The 22,224-nt window shown below is 41.1% G+C and carries 20 protein-coding genes and 1 pseudogene; 11 read left to right on the top strand and 10 right to left on the bottom strand.

All coding sequences use genetic code 11. The features are described from left to right. Nucleotides 1–38: 38 nt before the first annotated feature. On the bottom strand, nt 39–1,838 hold the full coding sequence (locus QUA58_RS19095; RefSeq protein ID WP_333395303.1) for an aromatic amino acid ammonia-lyase: 1,800 nt from the start codon (nt 1,836–1,838) through the stop codon (nt 39–41). 152 nt (nt 1,839–1,990) lie between these two features. Between QUA58_RS19095 and QUA58_RS19090 the strand changes: the two genes are divergently transcribed. The 4 genes from QUA58_RS19090 to QUA58_RS19075 all read left to right on the top strand — a co-directional run bounded on the left by QUA58_RS19090 (nt 1,991) and on the right by QUA58_RS19075 (nt 5,612). Then, a complete protein-coding gene (locus QUA58_RS19090; protein WP_333395301.1) occupies nt 1,991–2,539 on the top strand; it encodes an EF-hand domain-containing protein in 549 nt (182 codons plus the stop codon). Between the two features lie 412 nt (nt 2,540–2,951). Beyond that, entirely contained in the window at nt 2,952–3,080 is a 129-nt protein-coding gene (locus tag QUA58_RS19085) for a hypothetical protein (RefSeq protein ID WP_333395299.1), read from the top strand. A gap of 83 nt (nt 3,081–3,163) precedes the next feature. Next, the gene (locus QUA58_RS19080) at nt 3,164–4,093 is read left to right on the top strand and encodes a pentapeptide repeat-containing protein (RefSeq protein ID WP_333395297.1); all 930 of its coding nucleotides are present in this window, start codon (nt 3,164–3,166) and stop codon (nt 4,091–4,093) included. A 259-nt stretch (nt 4,094–4,352) separates the two neighbouring features. Next, on the top strand, nt 4,353–5,612 hold the full coding sequence (locus QUA58_RS19075) for an AAA-like domain-containing protein (protein WP_333395295.1): 1,260 nt from the start codon (nt 4,353–4,355) through the stop codon (nt 5,610–5,612). A gap of 97 nt (nt 5,613–5,709) precedes the next feature. On the opposite strand, the gene QUA58_RS19070 is transcribed toward QUA58_RS19075, so the two are convergent. The 6 genes and pseudogenes from QUA58_RS19070 to QUA58_RS19045 form a co-directional block, all read right to left on the bottom strand. Beyond that, nucleotides 5,710–7,113 carry a pentapeptide repeat-containing protein gene (locus QUA58_RS19070; protein WP_333395294.1) on the bottom strand — a complete coding sequence of 468 codons (1,404 nt, stop codon included), beginning with the start codon at nt 7,111–7,113 and terminating at the stop codon, nt 5,710–5,712. An 80-nt stretch (nt 7,114–7,193) separates the two neighbouring features. Then, on the bottom strand, nt 7,194–7,622 hold the full coding sequence (locus tag QUA58_RS19065; RefSeq protein WP_333395293.1) for a globin family protein: 429 nt from the start codon (nt 7,620–7,622) through the stop codon (nt 7,194–7,196). A gap of 134 nt (nt 7,623–7,756) precedes the next feature. After that, nucleotides 7,757–8,074 (bottom strand): hypothetical protein, encoded by a 318-nt coding sequence (locus QUA58_RS19060; RefSeq protein WP_333395292.1) that lies wholly within the window; start codon nt 8,072–8,074, stop codon nt 7,757–7,759. Nucleotides 8,075–8,454: 380 nt separating this feature from the next. Beyond that, complete coding sequence (locus tag QUA58_RS19055) at nt 8,455–8,949, bottom strand: TerB family tellurite resistance protein (protein WP_333395290.1); 495 nt, start codon at nt 8,947–8,949, stop codon at nt 8,455–8,457. Between the two features lie 27 nt (nt 8,950–8,976). After that, nucleotides 8,977–9,327: a hypothetical protein gene (locus QUA58_RS19050; RefSeq protein WP_333395289.1), complete on the bottom strand. Its 351-nt coding sequence runs from the start codon at nt 9,325–9,327 to the stop codon at nt 8,977–8,979. Between the two features lie 117 nt (nt 9,328–9,444). After that, nucleotides 9,445–9,999 (bottom strand): annotated as a pseudogene (locus QUA58_RS19045) (LysR family substrate-binding domain-containing protein); the annotation flags it as partial. A gap of 55 nt (nt 10,000–10,054) precedes the next feature. Here QUA58_RS19045 and QUA58_RS19040 point away from each other — a divergent pair. Continuing rightward, nucleotides 10,055–10,234 (top strand): helix-turn-helix domain-containing protein, encoded by a 180-nt coding sequence (locus tag QUA58_RS19040; RefSeq protein ID WP_333395287.1) that lies wholly within the window; start codon nt 10,055–10,057, stop codon nt 10,232–10,234. A 216-nt stretch (nt 10,235–10,450) separates the two neighbouring features. Then, a complete protein-coding gene (locus tag QUA58_RS19035; protein WP_333395285.1) occupies nt 10,451–14,008 on the top strand; it encodes a WD40 domain-containing protein in 3,558 nt (1,185 codons plus the stop codon). A gap of 115 nt (nt 14,009–14,123) precedes the next feature. On the opposite strand, the gene QUA58_RS19030 is transcribed toward QUA58_RS19035, so the two are convergent. The 3 genes from QUA58_RS19030 to QUA58_RS19020 form a co-directional block, all read right to left on the bottom strand. After that, nucleotides 14,124–14,885, bottom strand: coding sequence for an enoyl-CoA hydratase/isomerase family protein (locus tag QUA58_RS19030; protein ID WP_333395283.1), 762 nt, complete (start codon nt 14,883–14,885; stop codon nt 14,124–14,126). 47 nt (nt 14,886–14,932) lie between these two features. After that, a complete protein-coding gene (locus tag QUA58_RS19025; RefSeq protein ID WP_333395281.1) occupies nt 14,933–16,420 on the bottom strand; it encodes an asparagine synthetase B family protein in 1,488 nt (495 codons plus the stop codon). A 304-nt stretch (nt 16,421–16,724) separates the two neighbouring features. Continuing rightward, complete coding sequence (locus QUA58_RS19020; RefSeq protein WP_333395280.1) at nt 16,725–17,633, bottom strand: TauD/TfdA family dioxygenase; 909 nt, start codon at nt 17,631–17,633, stop codon at nt 16,725–16,727. Between the two features lie 567 nt (nt 17,634–18,200). Between QUA58_RS19020 and QUA58_RS19015 the strand changes: the two genes are divergently transcribed. The 5 genes from QUA58_RS19015 (at nt 18,201) to QUA58_RS18995 (ending at nt 22,181) form a co-directional block, all read left to right on the top strand. After that, complete coding sequence (locus QUA58_RS19015) at nt 18,201–19,076, top strand: hypothetical protein (protein WP_333395278.1); 876 nt, start codon at nt 18,201–18,203, stop codon at nt 19,074–19,076. Continuing rightward, complete coding sequence (locus tag QUA58_RS19010; RefSeq protein WP_333395276.1) at nt 19,037–20,017, top strand: radical SAM protein; 981 nt, start codon at nt 19,037–19,039, stop codon at nt 20,015–20,017. Before QUA58_RS19015 ends, QUA58_RS19010 begins: the two co-directional genes overlap by 40 nt. Nucleotides 20,018–20,034: 17 nt before the next feature. After that, complete coding sequence (locus QUA58_RS19005; RefSeq protein WP_333395274.1) at nt 20,035–20,778, top strand: formylglycine-generating enzyme family protein; 744 nt, start codon at nt 20,035–20,037, stop codon at nt 20,776–20,778. Nucleotides 20,779–20,805: 27 nt separating this feature from the next. Then, on the top strand, nt 20,806–21,357 hold the full coding sequence (locus QUA58_RS19000) for a hypothetical protein (RefSeq protein ID WP_333395273.1): 552 nt from the start codon (nt 20,806–20,808) through the stop codon (nt 21,355–21,357). A gap of 152 nt (nt 21,358–21,509) precedes the next feature. Next, nucleotides 21,510–22,181, top strand: coding sequence for a methyltransferase domain-containing protein (locus QUA58_RS18995; protein ID WP_333395271.1), 672 nt, complete (start codon nt 21,510–21,512; stop codon nt 22,179–22,181). Nucleotides 22,182–22,224 lie beyond the last annotated feature (43 nt).

Genomic DNA, 22,224 nt, shown 5'->3' with positions numbered 1-22,224 from the left:
AAAAACTAAAATTAGTGAGTTTTTCAAAATTGATTTACCTATTTGGGGTATTCTTTCAAGAAAGAATACGACTTTTCTATGTCATACGTTAACACCCGATCGCTTTTCATAAAAGGAACAACCTGCCTGTACTGTTCAAAGAAACTTTTGGTGACTATCGATAATTTCAAATTAGGATTTTTTTGCAATCTTAAGTCAATAGCTTGTGCTGCGTGCATCATTTCGATTCCTAAGATGTAATAGAGGGTATCAATCTGTGTCCTAACACGCTGCACAGTTCTGGGAGCATTGGTTGACACATCTTCAATATTGCCAGCAATGGCAAAATTATCAAGTATTGGTGCTGCTAGTTCCTGATTTTCTACGGCTAAAGCTACAAAAGTTTTCTGAATTGCACCATAGGCATGAACGGTATTTTCCGTTCCTAAAAATCGGGACAAGTGGGTAAAATGTGGGTCGCCCAGCTTAATTGTTCGCTGAGCCGATGCGTTTGAAAGGTAGCTCAAAGCGATCGCCGCTTCTTGAAACGAAATTACCCAAGGTAAGGGCGAAAAGTTAGCCGTTGGCATAACAGCTCCTCGAATTCCTCCCTCATTAACATAAAGAGATGCTTCCTCAGATCGAGTTGATGGTGGCCCAACATCGAGTACAACAGCCGGATTATCATCCGAGGAATTGAGTTGAATCTTGAGTTGTTCCTGTAGTTGTTTTAAAGAATGTTCGCCAGCGCCTAGTATATAAGCACCTGTGCGATATGAAAGAGGGTCTTGAAGAGCTCTCTCTTCTGACTTTTCCCAGAGATAGCTTCCACTGAGAATTTCTCGGATGTCTCTCGATACCTGATTTGCTTCTGGAAAAGGTCGAATTTTGTTAGCATCTTCTAAGAAAGGTTCAATATTACCGTCGAAAGCTTCAAGACTTAAAGCAAAGACCAGTTTTGAGATCTTTAATGCGTTTTCAAGCTCGGCTACTGCTAATGCACCCAAGGCTGCTGAGTAAGCATTGGAACTGAGAATTGACAGTGAATCTTTACCAAAGGGGACTAAAGTCTCAAGCCCAGCCATTTTCAAGGCTTGACTGGCAGGCATCTTTTTATCTTGGTAATACACTTCTCCCTCGCCAATCATCGCCAAACCAATATGGGTAATCAGGGTAATATCAGCTTGTCCCACAGAGCCTCTAGAGGGAATTATAGGAACAATGTCGTTGTTTAAAAAATCGCTGTATAATTGGGCCACTTTCGGCTGAACCCCTGTTGAACCAAATAAAATAGAGTTGAGGCGAACTGCCATGATGGCTCGCACTACATCTTTGCTCATTTCATGGCCTGCACCTGCACTATGAGCGTAAATTAAGCCTCGATTGAATTCTTGAGAGCGTCGAATAACCTCTTGACTCAAATTTCCCTTTGCATCAACTAGAGTCTGGTCTTTATTTAAGCCTACCCCTTGAGTCAGACCATAAATGGCTTGACCATTTTTAGCAGCAAGTAGCAGCAATTCATGTGCGGTTTGAAGTCGTTTTAAAGCTGCATCACTAATGCTCACTTTGGCACCGTTTCTGGCCACTTTTATAACATCAGAGGGTGTGAGATTATTGCCATTAAAGACTAAGGTTTGCGTTCGCTGGGTTAATTGAGCGACTTCCTGAGTAGGTTTCTTAAAAGCGTAAAATCCTTGGGAAACCCGTTCAGAAGCTTTGACCTGTCCGCTAAATAGACATAGTGAAGTAGATACCAAGAAACCAATATATCTACTATTTCGAGGCTTTATTGATTTTTTCATTATAAAAATTGTATGTCTGACTTTATATATATCACACTCTTTTTTTTGAGTCAAGCCATTTTCTAAGCTTTTTGCAGCTAGGCTATCCTTTAGTTGAAAGTAGGAAAGGTAGGAAAGGTAGGAAAGGTAGGAACTTATTATAAGCCAGATTAAAAAATCAAACAATAGCTTATTATGGGTTTAGTTCTCACAATACAGGTCAACCCATGCTAACTGAACTTCAAAAAAAGAAATTGAGCTATTATTTTCATACATTTGACTCGGATAAAAATGGGACTTTGGAAAAGTCGGATTTTGATAAAATTGTCAGTGGCTTTGCAGAAGCTTACAACATCGCACAAGATTCCGAAACCTACCAATACATTTCCTCAACCTATGGTAAGCGCTGGGAGGCTCTTGCCAAAGAGGCAGACACAAATGCCGACAATAAGGTGAGTTTAGATGAGTGGCTTTCCTATCAAGACAAGTTACTGACCGATCCCAAAAGCGACTTTCTCTGGCTGAAAGTTGCAAGTATGTTTATCGACGTTCAGGATGTCGATAAAGACGGTACATTGAGCCTTGAAGAATATAAAACCATGTACAAAATTCACGGGGTGGGTGATGCTAGTTTAGCCGCAGAAATTTTTGCCAAGCTGGATTTCGATGGGGATGGCAAAATTAGTAAAAATGATGCCATGAATTTAGTTGCTGATTTCTACTTGAGTGACAACCCACAAGCGCCCGGTAACTTGTTCTTTGGTGCTTACGAGTAAGCTGACACTTAAAGATTCAGAGCGCAGATAGATGTTGCCTGAGAATCTGAAGTCATTGGATTCTCAGGCAAATTCTATCTGCAATCCCAGCAATGTGTATCTAAAAAATAAAGAAGGAAAATTCGATAGTTACCCTAATACATATTTTCCCTGCTTGGATTGAATTCCTATTTTTATTCAGTGCACTTAGTATCAAGACGCCGCCCATAAAAAAACTCTAAGCATTCTGTGTTATACCTTTGGCATTGACGACAATAAAATTTTTGCCAGAAACTCTCAGATATACGGATTGACCAAAAGTCGGTAAATTTTTGACTAATCGCTAGGAAACCTGATGTAACTCTTGGGTATACTTTTGACAATTAATTATAGTGATGGTATAATTTGCGTTCAGTTCAAGTTCAATTTATTTGTGGACGAAATCAAGCTGGTGAATCGAGATGGAGCGATCGCTAAATTCAGCCAAGTTGAGCGAAAAGTTATGAAAATTTTAAATCTAGCCTTAGTCTTGGGAACAAGCGACAACAAAGTATTAGTATAGATGACAACGGTATGAATATTAAACATCAGAAGCGAGCTTGTTCAAAAACAATCGTTAAACCGAGCAATGCCTCGTTAATGCTCATGAACATAATTAATGCCAGTGACATTCTTAAGCGGTATGCCGAGCAGGAACGCTATTTTTTAAATCTTAACCTTAGTCGAGTTGACCTAAAGGGTGCTGACCTACAGGGAAGTGATTTTAGTGATGCCAACCTTAATAGTGCTGATTTGAGTTCCACCAACTTAAGCGATTCAAATCTGATTTGGACAGATTTGAATCGAGCCAACTTAAAACAGGCCAACTTAAGTCAAGCCTGTCTGCTCCACAGCAGCCTTGTTTGGGCGGATTTAAAGGAAGCCACATTAGTTAACGCCAATCTGAGTCATGCTCTCCTAAATCATGCAAATCTAACTTCGGCTTGTTTAAAGGGTGCTAATTTAAGTGAAGCGTCTTTACAAGGCGCTTGTTTGGTTCAAGCAATTCTGAGTCAAGCCAATTTATTGAAAGCAAACTTGAAAGGGGCGGATTTTACGGCAGCCAACATCGATGAAGCAAATCTGCGTCAGACAAATTGGGAAGGTGCCATCTTAACCCAAGCCTCGTTACAGCGAGTTGATCTGGAAGAGAGCCAGCTTAATGAGGCAATTTTAAAGAGAGCTGATTTGACGGAGGCGGACTTGGTTGGGGCTGATTTGAGATATGCGGATTTGACAGAAGCAATTTTGTGCCGAGTTGCTCTAGAGTTAGCCAACTTGGTTGGCGCTGACTTAAGCCGTGCTAATCTAAAACGAGCCTCTCTATTTCGAGCTGATCTAGAGGGAGCACTCTTGCGAGATACCAATCTAGTTGAGGCCGATCTAAGACACACTAATTTTAAAGATACTCAGCTAATGGGTGCTGATTTCTCTGGTTCCCGCGTTAAAGGAGCTTGCTTTACAGACGCTCAAGGGTTAACTTGCCAACAGAAGCAGTGGCTCAGAGCTAATGGAGCATTGAATATCCAAATCTAGTGCAAGAAGGCAGGCAGGAGGCAGGAGGCAGGAGGCAGGAGGCAGGATATAGGAGGCAGGAGGCAGAATATAGGAGGCAGGAGGGAAGAAAGCTTGTACAGTAAGCTTTTTAACCTTTTTGAGCTGGGGAGTTATTTCCGCCGCGATGTATTAGCAAGTTGCTATTAAAATGCAAAATATTGAAAAAATTGTTGAATTTGCGCTCCTTTTAGTTGTTAGAAAGACAGGGTATTCGCTTAACTTTATTCAAAAGGTAATCTTGCGAGAATCTTTACTTGAAAATAAAAAAACTTACGCTCAACAAGCTGAAGAAAATAACTACTCCGAAAGCTATATTAAGTTCACAGTTGCACCTAAACTATGGCAGTTGCTTTCACAGGCGCTCGGCGAAAAGGTTAATAAAACGAATCTTCCAGCACTGCTAGAACAAGAGTTCATAAATCAGAATAATTCTCAGCCGACGGAGACAATAACAGCGGTGTCTGCAACGGGATCGAGTGCGGGTCACTACGTTTTAGAATGCCCGGAAGGGCAGGTTCCCCTTGCTTCTGAACTGTACGTTGAGCGATCGACTATTGAACAAACCTGTTATCAAGAAATTCTTCAACCCCGTGCATTCATTCGTATTAAAGCACCCCGAAAAATGGGGAAGACTTCCCTAATCGCACGCATTTTGGATTATGGGAGCAGTCAGAATTACCACACAGTAAGACTTAGCTTACATTGCGCTGGCACAGAGGTATTTGCTTCGAGCGATCGCTTCTTACGCTGGTTGTGTACCAATGTCACTCAGCAGTTGGGTTTGGCATCTAAATTAAATGACTACTGGGATGAGGATATGGGAGCCTTGATGAACAGCACGATTTATTTTCAAGGTTATATTCTCAAGGAAATCTCTAACCCTATTGTTTTAGCACTAGATGGCATCGACCTATTATTTGAGTATCCAGGACTCGCTGGTGATTTTTTCGTTTTGTTGCGTTCCTGGTATGAGGAAACAAAGGACACTTCGGTTTGGCAGAAGTTACGAGTCGTGATGGCTCATTCGGTTGAAGTTTACATTCCCTTACCCACTAATCGCTCTCCGTTTAATGTAGGATTGGCGATCGAACTACCTACCTTTAAGCAAGAACAGGTGCAGGATTTAGCCAAACGTCACGGACTTCAACTCACTGTTTCTGAACTAGAGCAGCTAATGAAGCTGACTGGTGGCTTTCCGTATTTAATTCGACTGGCATTGTATGAAAGTGCCAGATTGAAGATTCCTCTGCAAACGTTACTGCAAGATGCCACGAAAAATACTGGAATCTATCAAAAACATCTTCAGTCTCAGTTGTGGAACCTTCAACGGCATCCTCAGTTGGCTGACGGCTTTAAGCAGGTTTTAACGGCTCCAATCCAATTAGAAAAAGAGCTGGAGTTTAAGTTGAAGAGTTTAGGATTGGTGTATCTTATCGATAGTCAAGCAACTGTTAGCTGCGAGCTATATCGAGAGTTATTCCACAATTATTGTTCTTGATTGAGGACTGTCAGCAGACTAAAAATATTTTCAGAATACTTACCATCCGTTCATTTGAGCTATGAAACTCAAGAAGCAGAAATTAAGAGAAAATCAGCTAATTTGAACTTTTAGGAGAATGATATTTTGAGCCATCCGGCATAATTGCACCTTCTAGGAAAGCAGCACTGAGTTCAGAAACGCTCACTTTAGCATCTTTTAAATTTGCACCAGTGAGGTAAGCACCCTCAAGGTTTGCACCACTCAAACTGGCATTTTTCAAAATCGCACCGCTCAAGTTAGCCTGTTTCAAATCCGCACAAATCAGGTTGGCGTTACTAAGGTCGGCACTACTAAAGTTAACCTTATTTAAACGCGCAAAACTAAGCTTGGCATAACTAAGATTTGCTCCGCTAAGTTTAGCGTGGGAGAGGATAGCATTATCGAGATTGGCGTGGCTCAAATTAGCATTACTGAGATCGCTTTTATTCAAATTAGCTTGACTCAAATTGGCACCAGGAAGATTGATATCCACTAACTCTGCACCGGGAGCATCTAAACCTCTAAGAGAAACATTATCCTCATTCAAATCTTGGAGTGCCAAAATTCTGGCATAGCTAACTTTGACATCGTGTGCTGCATCAATTGTACTCCAAGCTTGGTAGTGAAATTGCTTGCGGCGATCGGGCGCTTCTTTAATAAATAAAACTAAAGCAACGACAAGACTGAGAGCATCAGCACCTTCTAGAATCTCTGCAAGTAAAGAATTATCATCCGCCCCCACATAAATTACGAGGAACAAGATGGCTGAAACACTAGCGACTAACCAAGCTGGTTGCGCCCAAAAATTATCAATAAATGTTTCTAAAATTCCTTTGAGAACTTCACCTAGCCGCTGAATGAACGATAGACCCTGAAGTTGCTGATAACTATCAGTTATTTTCGAGAGCATTTTTTGAATAACTTCACCATCCAATTTAAGGGATACTAAAGGCTTTTTCTGTTGCTCTGTTTGTGGTGGCAGTGGCTGGGATTCGTTTATTAATTGTGTCTGAGTTGCTGAAGTATTTTTAAGAGTTACTTCTTTTTCATCTGGGACAACATTTGGTGTAGTTTCCACACCTGCACCTTTTAGCATCAAAGCAGTAATTGCTCTGTAAGCCTCTGTCCACGCCAGCTTTACTTCTGGAGTCCAATCTTGCTGTAGATACTGCTCAAAAGCCATCAGCAGTGCGTCTCCAACTGGACCATAATATTTTGGAATTACCCCATAGCCAATGTGTCTGCCTCCCAAGGCGTTGAGAACTGGTTCCAAAGCTTCTGGAGAGCGAAGATTTTCTACTACTAAAACCAGAGCATTAATGAGCTTCTTCTGTTGGATTTTTATATCAATCTTGGCAAACAGCGGTTTAAATTCTGGGTGAGCTGCAAATAAGTTTTCGTAGAAGCTAGCGGCAAATTCATCAGCACGAGGTTTAACTTTCTCGAAACTTTGTTCTAAAAGTTCTACATTTAATGACATATTTCCCCCTAAATCACGAATAATTTCTCCCCTGTTGTAAGACAGGGGTATCTGAATTGTCGAGCGCTTACTAATGCTTTTTACACAGTTTCTAGTGCATAATCTTCTTTTGCACCATCTAACATCAAAGTGCTAATTGCTCCAAAGGCATCCACCCAAGCTTGTTTTACTTCAGGTGTCCAATCTTGCTGGAGATACTGTTCAAAAGTTGTTAGTATGGCTTCTCCAACGGCGGGATAATGTTGGGGAACTGTCCCATATCCAACGTGTTTTGCTCCTAGATTTTTGAGAGCTTTTTCTAAAACCTCTGGCTTGCGAAGGTTTTCTACTACTAAAACTAAAGAAGCTAACAAAAGTTTCCGTTGTTTTGCCATATTAGTTTCGGCAAACAGCGGTTTCACTTCTGGGTGAGCTGCAAACAAGTTATCGTAAAAGCTAGCGGCAAATTCATCAGCACGAGGTTTAACTTTCTCGAAACTTTGTTCTAAAAGTTCAACATTTAAAGACATAATGCGTGTTCCTTACTTGAAAGTTGATAATCCCTTATCTAAAGACAGGGTTTTTTAATGATACAGCTCAGATGAATGTTTTTGACAGAGTGTTGGGAATCTAAGAGTTTCTTCACTTGCGCTATGGCAAAATATTACAAACTCAAGTTTTCCAACTCTTGCCACAGGGTAGCCATAAACTTATCTGCATCCTTGATTTCCATTTCTCCCAATTTTTTCCACTCTTCACTGCTGTAATCTAAATCGAGTCCCATCACGTCTTGCGTCCAATAAGGCAAATTAGAGGGGTTTTCCATTAGTTCGCAGGTGATCTTTAAGATGTCTGTTCCGGTCATATTTTTTCTCACCTTTGTCGCCAAGCAAAATGAAAGTAATTTTGCTAAATTACTTTCTGGTGAAATGGATATTAGAAATGCCATATTTTGGGCGAGTACAAACTTGTCTAACTTCATGGTAATTTTTTCCTGTTTCTAGTTTAAATCTACTCACGTAAGGTGTTTTTGGCGACGCTCGAAGTCAAGTTAAATATATCACAATTAGTTTGCATCTCAGGAATTGTCCAAAAACAATTGACGATAATACCGATCCACAAACTTTTTTAATAAAGCGGCGCTTACATAGCATGAGTAGTTATGATGAGTATCTCCTTTTAAAAAGTAAATTAGCACATTTGAGAGCAATATAGCAATCCTAAACCGTTTGCATAATTCTTGTAGGGGCTCTTCCCCCCCGTGGTTGCCCGATAGATAGGGGTAGGCAAAGAAAGGCACTATCGCTACAAGTTTATCTGAATCATTTAGGATTGCTATAATTGCATCAAAAGATCAAGAAATCAAGCGTCTAAAACTTCAGTCCGCAATAGTGCCTTACGCACTCCGTTTACTGCTTCTTCCATCTCTACTAATCTGTTGAGAGCAAGTGCAATATCATCTTCAACGTTCAAAAGTTTAGCTGCCTTTTTTACAGCTTTCCGCTCTTCATCTGAGTAATCATCATCGGCACGAGCCATTTGAATAGCATGGTACAATAATGTTCTCGAAGACGACCAAGTAGAAACATCAGCGGTAATCTTGGACAAAAAATCTTCCAACTTAGCACTTTTGTAGTCAAATGATTTGTATTTCTCCATGAGTTCTTCAGGAGCGCCAACCATTCGTTGATGGTTCAACAACCAGTTCATTTCGCCTTCTGAAACCTCTCCGTCAGCCCCAGCAATAGCGAGCAGCGCATACCCATAATTAAGGTATGCTTCAAAGGGAGCTTCGGAAATACCCAGCGTCTTTTTCATAAATTGAGAAGCAGGTACTATTTGCGTTTCATTGCTCATAATTTGTCTTTTTGTGTGTGTCTGTGTTTAAAGATTTAAGCCGATGCTACTAGCATCTAAGAAAGCACTTTTTTCCACTTGGGAAAAACCATCAATGCCTATTGTCCATCTACCCCTAGCCTCCATCTCCCCACAGTGGCAAAAGTGCAACTTGTAGGCGCTTTCTTCTGTTGTTGCCGGGGATGCAGCAGCAGAGACAACGTTGAGGTTAGCAACCAACCCGTAGGTTGATAAATACTTTTCCAACTCTTGCAAATCCACTGTACCACTTTTATCGGAGTCAAGAGTAGCGAAAAGATAATCAGTGACGTATCTCCTAATATCTTCAGAACTACGTTCGCCTGTTGTCAGATATTCTATCCGACCTAAAAGCTCCATAATCTCGTCGCTAACGGGATTTTGAAGACCTTTGTTAAGGATATTAATCCTTATTGTTTAATAAGTAAAGTAGGAAAAGTAGGAAGATTCCTTGGACGACTATATAAAGCGACTCGATTAATCTTGAATATGTTCAAACAGAATTTTGAGATATTTATCCAAAGATTTATGAGGTGTTTCTTTTCTCCACATGGCAGTCGATCGGGCGTAGTGTACGGGATGGTGGAGCGACACAAACAGAACTTGAGGATGGGGCAGTGCTGCTGCCTCCTGCGGCATGATTGCTATCCCTTGTCCTGCGGCAACCAGAGCAATCATTGAGGCATGGCTATCGGCTTGCAGGTGCAGATTTGGCGTAAATCCCGCTTCGTGGCAAACACCGCAGATACGATCGTTCCGCCCTGGAAACTTCTCTTCAGACATCCCAATAAATTTTTCTGATGCCAGGGAAGCTAAATTAATTGAGGATTCACGTGCCAATGGATGCGTATCCGGTAATACAGCAGCGATCGGCACTTTCTTAACGCATTTGACTGTAAACTCGGAATCTAACTCATCAGGTGGATTGCCCATAAAAGCAATATCGATCGAGCCATTTCGCAAGGCTCTAACTTGTTCGCTAGGTGGCATCTCCTGGAAACGCACGGCAACTTCAGGATAGGCTTGTCCAAAGTGGTTTAGAGTTTGTTAGATTTAGGGTGAATGCAATTCGTGTTAAACTAGACAAGTGAAAAACGTTGCAAAAGTACGAATTTATCCAACCAATGAGCAGAAGGAAGCACTATCACAAGCTTTCGGCTGTGCCAGATGGTTATGGAATAACTCACTGAATGCAACAAATGAACTCTACAAAGAGACCGATAAAGGGCTTTCCCAGATTGGGATGAATAGTCGCTTAGAATTATAAGGTATTTGACTATACCTATGTGCCTATTATCCTAAATTGATTATTATTACCGTCTCCCAAAAATGAGTGAAGTTGCCATATATATTGAACTGTTGCGAACCTGAGAAAACTTGCCTATATTTCAATATCAATGGATGGGTTCATTTCTCACAGATATCCTCCACTTTCTTTTTCAACAAACGTTTCAACATTGACTGTAATAATAATCAACGTTTTATGCCCCAAGATAGCTATCAACTCGGTGGCAGTTTAACCATTGATGCACCTAGTTACGTACAGCGCCAAGCCGACTCCCAACTGTATGAAGCCTTGAAGCAAGGAGAATTCTGCTATGTACTCAACTCCCGGCAGATGGGCAAATCCTCACTGCTGGTGCGAACCAAGCATCGCCTTCAAAAAGATGGCTTTCGCTGCGCCGCCGTCGATTTGAGTGTGGTGGGAAGCGAACAAATTACTCCACTGCAATGGTACAAGGGATTCGTAGGTGACTTATGGCTACAGTTGGGGCTACTGGAAACCTTGAACCTGAAAACTTGGTGGCAAGAACGCAACGATCTCGGTTTACTGCAACAGCTGCGGTGGTTTATTGAGGAATTGCTACTGGTGCAGTTTCCCCAACAACAGTTGTTTATTTTTATTGATGAAGTTGATAGTCTGCTAGGTCTTAAGTTTTCAATTGATGACTTTTTTGCCTTAATTCGCTTCTGCTATAATCAACGGGCAATTAACCCCGAATATCAACGCATTACCTTTGCCATTTTTGGGGTAGCAACTCCCTCGGATTTAATTCGAGACAGAACGAAGACACCGTTCAATATTGGGCAAGCTGTAGAACTAAAAGGGTTTGAGTGGGATGAAGTAACTCCCTTAATTCAAGGGCTGGACAAAACGGTGGAACAGCCTGCATCAGTGGTGAGAGCGATTTTAGAATGGACGGCTGGACAACCGTTTTTGACTCAGAAGTTGTGTCATTTAGTCGTGCAATTGAGTCAGCAGACAATGGGGGACGGTGGCAAAATGAGTATTCCACTGGGTACGGAATCCTTCTGGATTGAGAACTTGGTCAAAACTCGCATCATTGAACGTTGGGAATCCCAAGATGAACCGGAACACCTGAGAACGATACGCGATCGCATTGAACGTAACGGTCCGCGCGCTGGTAGAATTCTAGGCATATATCAAAAGATTTTGCAAGGAATTGACATAAAAAGTGATGATAGTCAAGAACAAATTGAATTGTTACTTAGTGGCTTAGTGGTTAGATACGAGGGAATATTAAAGGTAAAAAATCGCATTTATCAACAAGTATTTAATCTTCAATGGGTTGAAAAAAAATTAGCGGCATTGCGTCCTTACTCGCAGGTGTTTGATGCTTGGGTAGCTTCACGGCAACAGGATAAATCCCGCCTCTTGCGCGGACAAGCTTTAAAAGACGCTCAAACCTGGTCGCAGGGCAAAAGTTTAAGCGATTTGGACTATCAGTTTTTAGCCGCTAGCCAAGAAGTAGACAGACAAGAATTGCAATTATTTTTAGAAGCAGAACGTCTGAAAGAAGTAGAAGCTAGGCTGGCGCTAAAGAAAAAAAGTGCCAAACGCCAAACTTATTTGATTGCGGGACTTTCGTTCGCTTTAGTAATCGCGATCGCAGCGGGAATATTTGCTTTCTTCCAGTACCAAAAAACGCTTACTAGCCAACGCAATGAAAAACTTGAAAAAATTCAAGGAAGGGCTAGATATTCGGCAGCCCTCTTTGCCTTAGATAAAAGGTTAGATGCTTTAATTGAAGCGCTTAGGGCAAGAAGAGAACTTAAATACCTAGCCTCAGCCGATCCACAGACAGAAATAATGGTGGAATTAGCTTTGCGACGGTCAATTTATGGAGCTATTGAATCTAACCGTTTTTCTGGTTATGGTGTCGCCAATAACGCATTAGATGTCAGTTCTGATGGCGAGATGATTGCTGTAGCAACATTGCAAGGTGGCATCCAAATTTGGCATCGTGATGGCAGGTTGCTGGGTACTCTCAAAGGACATCAAGGCCCAGTTATAGGAGTAGCCATTAGCCCCAACAGTCAGTTAATTGCTTCAGGAAGCGGAGATACAACCGTCAAACTCTGGCGGCGTGACGGCACTCTGGTGAAAACTTTGACAGGGTTTAAAGCTGCAACTGGCAAAGTCAAGTTTAGCCCTGACGGAAAACAGATTATTTCGTCTGATACGGACGGTACGATAAAACTTTGGCAGCAAGATGGCACATTGGTAAAAACCTTGACAGGGCATGGCGAGATCGTTACGCAAGTCGTTTTTAGCCCCGATGGAAAGCTGATTGCCTCTGGTTCTGATAACGGCCCTATCAAACTCTGGCAGCGGGATGGTACATTGCTGAAAACACTTTTAGATATTCAACCTCCTGTTTTATCGATTGCTTTTAGCCCTGACGGCAAAACCCTGGCAGCAGGCAATGGAGACGGTAAGCTGCAAATGTGGCAGCGTGACGGTCGTTTGTTAAGGAGTTTTACCGCACACGATACTGCAATTAACGCGCTAGCTTTTAGCCCGAATGGGCAGATCATCGTTTCTGGCTCTAACGATAAGATGCTAAAATTCTGGAACAAGGACGGTACTGCTTTGAATTCCATTAAAGGTCATGACAGTGCAATTAAAGATATTGCATTTAGTCCCAGCGACAACACCCTCTTCTCTGCATCTTGGGATGGCACTGTCAAAGCCTGGAAATTACACAATCGGTTGTTGACAATTCTGCGGGGACATACGGCTGGAATTTGGGGAGTCGCTTTTAGCCTTGACGGACTGTTCATGGCTTCATCAAGTTTGAATGAGACAATACTCTGGCGTAAGGACGGGATTAGCTATAGGCGCTTAAAAGGGTCTAACCTGGAGCTTAGTTCAGTTGCTATCAGTCCAGATGGGAAAACGATCGCTACTGTTGGTGCAGACCGCTCAATCAAGCTTAGAAGTCCGGACGGTACATTGTTAAGGAGTCTCCAAGGGCATCAGGGCAGTATTAGGAGAGTAGCTTTTAGCCCTGACGGTAATATGATTGCATCTTCAAGTAGCGATCGCACAGTCAAACTTTGGCGCGTCAACGGCACCGAAATCGCTACTTTTAGAGGGCACAAGGCTGGGGTTTGGGGGCTGGCTTTTAGTCCTGATGGTTCGACACTTGCATCCAGCAGTGGCGACAAGACAGTAAAGCTTTGGCGTTTGACTTCAGTTTTGAATAACAAGGGAAAGCGAGATTCTCAATCAGAGGTCAAAAGTGAGGATAGCTTATTCAAGACTTTTCAAGGTCATAATAGTGTAGTCACTGACGTAGCTTTCAGCCCTAATGGCGAATTTATTGCTTCAGTGGGTGAAGATAGGACTGCTAAACTTTGGAGTCGTGACGGCAAGTTACTGCATACTTTTAAGGGACATGAATCTGGGATTTGGAGTGTCGCGTTTAGCCCTGATGGCCAGATAATTGCTACAGGGAGTAATGATGGGATGATTAAACTCTGGAAGTCAGACGGCACATTGCTGACTAATCTAATTGGACATAGTGCTGGGGTTAAGGGATTAGCTTTTGCTGCTGACGGCAAAACTCTGGCTTCGGCTTCTGAGGACAAGACGGTAATTTTGTGGAATTTAGAGCAGTCTGTAGAGTTGGATAAGGTAGTTGCAGTGGGTTGCGATTGGGTGCGAGATTATCTGCGGACTAATGCGGAGGTGGTGGAGGGGGATAGACATTTGTGCGATCGATCTCCCCAATAGACAGTGTAGATAGTTCCACGTCAGGAGTAGAATTTCAACATTGCTGACTTTGGTTTCCGACTTTTCCGACCAGAAGCACCGACAAGAGTAGCAACACTCTTGAAATTTGTTGTTACTATTCTACAGAACGGTTAAGAACACGCGAAAAATGGGCTTCTGCGCTTTTCGAGGAGAATGACATACGATGAACATGTTTCGATTTATCAGCCGATTTATATATGATGTCGAGCATATTTGCAGATATTGTATTCTTTGTTAAACGATACGGAATCTCTGGATAACTAGCGAATTCCTTAGCACGTAGCAATGCCTGTTCTAGCAACACTTCAGTCGGGACAATTTGGTTAACCAAGTGGTAAGATTTAGCCATTTCCGGAGTGATAGATTCACATGCAAAAACTATCTCTTGCATTGCGTTATGACCAATCGCATGACCTAGGATAGCACTACCAACTGAACAGCCAATACCGTGTCGTAATTCTGGCATCTGAAGTTCCGCTGTTGACGATATAATCCGCCAGTCAAACATGAGAGCAAATTGTAAACCCATTCCAATAGCATATCCATCAATTGCGGCAATTGTAGGTTTATCAACTTGTAATACACTTGCATATAGGTCTATCACACGATCGATCCACCGATCGACATCATCTCCGCCGTGTAGAAGTCTAACCTCATTGAAATCGCCACCAACACTAAATGAGCGATCTTTACCGCCAGTTACGATAACTGCTTTTACTTCATTGTCTTCTTTTGCACGGTTTAGAGCTTCCTTAATTTGATTCTCCAGTTCCTCACTGAATGGATTGTGTCTGTTTTTGTGATTGAGTGTAATAACGCGCACATTTTCGATATCTTGCTCATTAACTAATGACATAGTAGCCTCCTAATTAGGTTGAATTTTATCAGAAACTAAGGTTAATATTAGGCTATAACTTCGCGTCCAGTCAGGTATGCTTGGTATTTTCGATAGGCATAGCGAGTCTTCGCAGCGTAATCATGTTTTTCCACACCAATTTGAGAGGCAAAAATATTATTAATTGATGAACCCTGATGGATACCTATTTTTTTACGCCAAACAATTTCGTTAGGTAATAACTTGAATTCGTCCGCACACTCTCGTAGTAGGATTTTTACCTTATTCAAAGATACCTTCAAATCGGGCGCGAGAGAAAGCGCAAATCCCATCATTCGTGTTGTCCAAAATGGGTGATTTACTTCGATCCCATAGTGTCCACTGCCAAATACTGAAAATTCTCCAGTCCAACGTGTTCGATACACTTGACTCCAAAGAAGACTGTTGATTGACGTAACTTTGCAATCTGGATTCAAGACGCCGCCAAACAGCAAATCAGCACCATAACCAGTTACAAGGCGTCCACCTTTGTCTTTAAGCAAACGATACAAGCACAAAAAACTTGACTGTATCTCAACCGATAAACCATCAAAAATTTCGTTGTAATAGATTGCTTCATGTGCGCCTTGTAAAATTTGCTCGTCACTCAAGGTTACTTCACGATGGGAAGTATTGACATAACGTGATACAATTTGTGCAAACTCATATTCATTGCTAGTTGTGCTACCTATACTAATGGTATTGATATCATTACGATATTTTGCAGCAAGTGCAGTGACCATGCTCGAATCAAGTCCACCAGATAAAGGAATTGAAATTGTTTTTGTACCATTAACTGAGCGTGCGACAGAATCTGAGATAAGATTGTAGACCCAACGTCTGGCAAGTTCGGGGTTTACGTATTGTGGTGGTACTAGATGAATATTTAAATATTGATATTTGTTGATGGATATAAATCCTAGTCCATCAATGTTTATCTGGGCTGTGCAACCAGGCTTTAGACGTTCTGCATTCTTGATTGGTAAAAAATCATCTTTGTGTGTATCATAGTGTACTACTGCCGTTTCCTCAGAGAATTCAAATAAATCTGGCTCTATTTGACCGACAGTTTTTAGCTCTGATGTAATCCAAAATGATTCTACTTGAATGAAGTGTACTGGTTGGAATCCCAGAGAATCATTAACAAGCGAAATTCGATTATCTGGATAAAAAGTTAAGAAGTTAAAGGCTCCCTCAGCTAGTGAGAATATATGATTACCATATGTACGCTGCAAAATTGCTAGAACATGTGCAGTATTTGCTGTCATGGCTTCAGAAGTAATGACAGACGCAATCGAACGCAGTTCTTCAAGATTAATAGGTGTACCAATCAGAAGATAGTTCACACCGTTTTCAATATGTAGAAATTCTGTTAATTGGGCTGGTGATGATGAATAAAACTTTAGTAAAATCTGCCAACCAAATATATCTATAAACTGAATGTTATGCCCTAACGTATTGACACGAGAAGAAAGAGATTGATGAGTATTATAAATCGCTGTAAAGGAATATATCATGATCGAATATGTCTATGAAGGGGGTAGTTTATTTCTCTTCACATAGTTTGATTGTCTTGTGACACTTTAGCTAAAAGTATGTGATTATTTTAGCTAAAATCCTTAAAAGATAAAGCTTTCAAGAAGTTTTACCTCGATTTTGGATAAGGGAAGCAGTAAAGGGCAGACGCATCTAAAGTATAAAAATCCTTTAAGGGCAAGGTTTCGGCGTTTTCAGATTTCGCCTGTTTTTCGTCAAGATCCTTATCCAGTAGGAATTTCAGAAATCTCGTGCGTTTGCCCTGGGAGCAGTAGAACCGTCATTCTATCCTTCAGGAACACCAGAAAAGGTATATTTCTTTTCCTCGCTAGACTCTGAATTAATATCTTCTATCTCTATTGAACCAGGTGAATCAGTAGTTTGCCCACGCCATAGTATGCGCTTGATGTTAGGATCGTTGAACTCTTCACGCTCATGAATAGTACGACGGTTATCTGAGATCAAAAGATCGCCTTCACGCCAATAGTGCTTATATGTATAACGTGGTTTTTTAAAGAATTGTGAGAGTTCTTTAAAGAATTTATCGGTTTCGTACTCACTGAAACCAATGATACGTGTCTGCCAACTAGCGGGTTGTCCTTCGTCGAATGGAAAATAGATCAACATCTTTCTTACCCAACCAAGATCGGTAAATATTGGTAGTTTAAACCAGCCTGCTGGTGACCCGGTTGAGTAATAACCACGTTCTAGTACATTTATTTCAAATGTTTCATTATCAAGAACATTACGCAAATGCAAAGGCATTTCCTCATATGCAAGCACGTGATCCGTCGTAAGAGTTGCGCCACGAAATCGCATATTGCGGATATGCACGGCATAAAGAAACACTATGTCAACTTTACTTAACAACAGACCACCATCAGCATGGAATGGAAGTTGTCCGCGACCAGTAACAACCTTCTTCTCTTCCCCACCGAGTTCAAGTGTGTCTTCATAACCATAGCCGATATTTTGTTTTTTTGTATATTTTACAATATTACCATATTTTGAAAATAGCCTTCTAAATTCTTCGTTTGAAAACGATAAACCTCGAATCAGCGCCACGCCTTTTTCTTTAAGGATTTCCTTAATCTGCTGAGGGTCACTGGAGAGAAATTCATCTTTATTGAGGATAGTGCCAAATCCTGTTGGCAAAATTGATTCTCTTTCAAACAATGCAGTTTGGTTAGTCATTAGTTGACTTACCTGCGATTAGTACATAACATATCAAACTTTATCAGGTTTTAAAAATAAAGCAACTTTTTTTCTAGGAAACCTACTTTTCCTACTTTTCTGATTAATTGGGTGTGAGGGGAAGGGGGTGCGATCTGAAGAGCAGCAGCGCTTAGTTAGCTATTATTTTTTTCTGAATTTATAAGGGCGATCGCCCAACAGAGCTGAAACAACTGCTGACGTGACTATCTGTGATTCGTCTGAAGCGCCTTTTGAAACCAACCTGAGATTCTAATTAGCCAATTAATTAGCCAATTTAGTATATTGACAAAAGCCACTACTTGTGAAATTTGCGCTCATAGCAATATAACTTTACACAAACATACCAACTTTATCTATTTCTCGTTGATCTAAAAAATTGAATAATAGAGGAACTTTTTGGTGAATGCCCGCTTACAGTAATTGAGCCCTTGTCCTTCTGCCCTCTGCTATCTGCATAAAAGCCTTCTTTTATTAACTACCTGTTTTGGGGCATAAGAATCCTTAGCGTTCCTTGCTGTGTGCATACTACTCAAATGGAGTCACTACATGAATGTTGACGAAGTTCTGGACACTGTAGAACAAAGTCTGCTATCTAGGCAACTGAGTTCCCTTGAGCGCTTAATCCTGTGTCAGTCATGGCTCGGACGCGGTTATAGCGAGATGGCAGCCGATTGTGCCTATAGTATCGCTCATATCAAGGATATTGGCTCTCAGTTGTGGCAGGCTTTTTCCAAAACATTAGGGGAGAGGGTGACGAAAAAAAATCTGTTTTTAGTGCTGAAGCAATATCTGCTCTCCCGGACAGGTGAAACAGTCAATAGTGACCAGTTATCTGTTACCTTTTCGTTGGTAGAAGTAATAGAACCGCCACTAACGCCTACCACTAATCAGTTATCAGTTCCCACTGATTTTGTGGAGGCTTCATACTCAGGGGATAGCGAGCAATTATCACTGGGTTTCTCAGCTAGATACATACAAAAACATAAAATAGAGGAGCATATTATCATAGAAGGCAACGCTGACGTTTTGGTAAAATTTGAAGAGTTCGCGCAACAGGCTAAACACAAAGTCACACCAATATTTGGCTTTGGGCAAGATGTTGTAGATTTGTTACCACATGATAGGTTGGACGGAGTTTTATTCGACACTGCCCCAATAACTGAAGATAAATTAATAAGTAGGTGGTACGAAAATAAACTACAGCAGATTGTGGGGAAATGTAGTATATTAAAATCAGTAAATAATTTGTTGATAAACTGCTGTCACTGTGTTACTGTACTTCATGAACCTACAATTTGCTGTATAACTATCTTCAATTATGTCTTCGGTTTACCCAACTTTTTTATTGTTGATCGACAATACAAACACAGATGCTACACGATATGGAAGGTAAGGATGAAGTTTTACGCCCTATTTATCTAGGCAAACGCACATTTCTCGGTCTCAAAGATTTGGTAATTGCGTTTTACGCCCAAAAATGTCCATTCCAATGCTCTTATTGTAGTTTGCCAACAAAATCCCATCCTGAACCGCTGCCAGTCACTCAAATTAAACAACAAATTGATTGGACTTTTGAGCAATATGCCAATGAATTGAGTAGTTTCCAACAACTTTCAGTAGGTAACGAAGGGTCTATTCTAGATCGGGAACGTTTTCCCAAGGAAGCAATAGCTTACTTACTGGAGCAAGCACAAGCACTTTCTTATTTGAAAGTCTTATCCCTGGAAACCCGCCCAGAATATATTTTACCAGCAACGATGGAGGAAATTTTCCATTTAACCCATGCCGATCTCATTGATGTGACAATTGGCTTTGAAACACAAGACGATTATTTACGCGAAGTCATTTTGAATAAAACCATTCGTCGAAAAACTTTTGAATCCAAGATTAAGCTGCTGGGTGAAATGGGGATTAGACTCACAAGCTACGTGTTGTTAAAACCCGGACCCACCATGACTGAAGAAGAAGGTGTCAAGGAGGCTATTTTAACAATTGAATATCTTGCAGAAGTCTGTCAAAAATTTGGTACGGATTTGGTGATTTATTTAAATCCGGTTTACGTAGCAATAGGTACACCTTTAGCCAAAGCTTTTTCACTTAATCAGTATAAACCTGTCCGTATCCAAAGTGTTGTTCAGGTTATTGCTGAAACCAGTGATTTGAACGTACCGATTTATACCGGGCTGTGGTCGGAAAACAATACTGATGGTTATGGTGATTATACGGTTCATAAGGATTATCAACCAGAAATCCGTAACGCTCTGAAACAGTTTAATAAAACTCAAGATTTTGATTTGCTTGAACCTTTTTATCAGATAGAACTCGACCGCAGACAGTATCAATCCCTACCAATTTTACTGTGAATAACTAGAGGTGAGCAATGTTATTGGACAGCTTTGAGTGGGTTATAATCCCGGCAGGTTTATTTTGGATGGGCACTGATTTGGAGGTGGATAAGGTCGCCGCTGCGGCTGACTGGGCTAAGCAAGTTGAACTACCACAGCACGAAGTCTATTTGCCCAGCTATCAAATCAGCCGTTTTACTGTTACAAATGCACAATGGACACAATTTTTAGCACACACCAATTATCCCTGGGCAGATCGCGATAAACTGTGGGAACATGGTTTGCTAAAAGGTCAAGAAAACCATCCCATTACGTGGGTGACTTGGCATGATGCTGTCGCTTTTTGCTCTTGGGCGGGTGTGCGTTTACCCACTGAAGCCGAATGGGAAAAAGCTGCTCGCGGGATAGATAAACGCCTGTATCCTTGGGGAAATCACGCGCCAACTTCCCAATTGGCTAATTATGGCAAGCAGGTTGGTAACACAACAGCGGTAGACACCTATCCACAAGGCAAAAGTTATTACGGCTTATTTGATATGGCGGGTAATACCTGGGAATGGACAAGTACGATTTGGGGAACAGATACCCATAATCCTGAGTTTAGCTATCCTTATCAAGCTGATGATGGGCGGGAAAATATGGATAATTCAGATATTCTGCGCGTAGTGCGGAGTGGTGGATGGAAATACACGCCGGATTTGATTCGCTGCGCTTACCGCGATTGGAACAAACCGCATTTCAGGGGAAGCGGACTTAGCTTTCGTGTCGTCGCACTTTAACACAGGATACAACGGAGAAGATAACAGATGAAGGCTGACACCATCCTTTTAGATTTACCACCTGCAATAACCGATAATTACCTGCAAAGCCATGCTAATGTGGATAGACTGAGCGATCAGTATCGGAAAACTTATCAGTATATTCGTCGTTCAGTCAAACCAGTCGGCTTTTTAGTCCATGATAATTTGGTGCTGAAACTTTATCATATGCTACGGGAAACTGAGCCATTACCACAAAATTTGCAAGATAATTTACAATCTTTTATCCTTGACGAAATTAATCAAGGGCGTGTGGATGCAAAACAAGGTGTTGGTTTTGCTATTTTGTCGCAAGGATTCTTGAGCATTAACACCTGGGGACGTGGCAATGTGTTGTTTACCCAAACTTATACAGTTGAAGACAGTTTTCCTGAATTATCGCCTAAACCACTCGAAAAAACAGGAGTAGCTTGTACGTGGGAAATTAAAATTATGAATCATGAATATGCTTTATGGCATAACTATCTGGAAACTAAGATGAGCATTGCTGATAAAAAAGCTTATCTCCAGAGTTTCATTACAGGTGAATTATTTTACTAAAGCACCTTCATCGTTTTCTTCGTCTGAGACGGCTGGCTAAATGAGCGGTAGAAGAGCAAAATCGGGAGTTGTTCAACAATATTGAATGCTATATTCTATCCGATCCCTTCTACAGACCAAGTGAAAATCAATTATTCCGAACTGGAGATTTTATGTCTAACACAGAAACTTACAAGGACTGGGATGATAGTGCAGAACAATATCAAGCTTACTTTGACGATCCGTCCGAGAAAGTTTCGTCTACAACTGTTTTCCCAAGGATTCTACAAATTCTAGGTAATATTGAGGGGAAAACAGTGCTAGATTTCGGTTGTTCTATGGGTCGGTTCTCAAGAATAATGCACGATATGGGAGCAATGGTGACTGGCTATGATTTATCGCAAAAAGCGGTGGAGATCGCCAATTCTCTGGATATTAAGAGGAATATAGAATACTTTAGTAGACCAGAAGACTTAAAAAACAATTATTATGAAATTGTTATTTGTACTATGGTCTTACTCTGTAATCCAAAAACTCAAGCTTTTCAACTTGTAAAGGATATTTACACCTATACAAAGCCAGGTGGAATTGTTGGCTTTGTTAACACCTATGTAGCAACACTAGGGCGTAGTTTCCCAAATTTTTACTCCCAAGTGCCACAGGAGCAGAAGGAAGGAAGTCCATACCAGACCAGAATTCCCACACCAAAAGGCGATCTAGTTGTAACCGATTATTTTTACACGCCGGAACATCTCAAACAAATGTTTAAGGATAACAAATTTCAACTACAAGGGGAAGAAATAATAGCAGAGCAATTCATTCTCCATATATTGAAGAAAAATTGATTAACTTAACCAAAGTCGCCAGGGCAAGCGCATTTCAAATGAT

The sequence above is a fragment of the Microcoleus sp. N9_A1 genome (assembly GCF_036701795.1).
Classification (GTDB): Bacteria; Cyanobacteriota; Cyanobacteriia; order Cyanobacteriales; family Microcoleaceae; genus Microcoleus.
The sequence above is the reverse complement of the archived record's forward strand: the minus strand, read 5'-3'. Positions and strand labels throughout refer to the sequence as shown.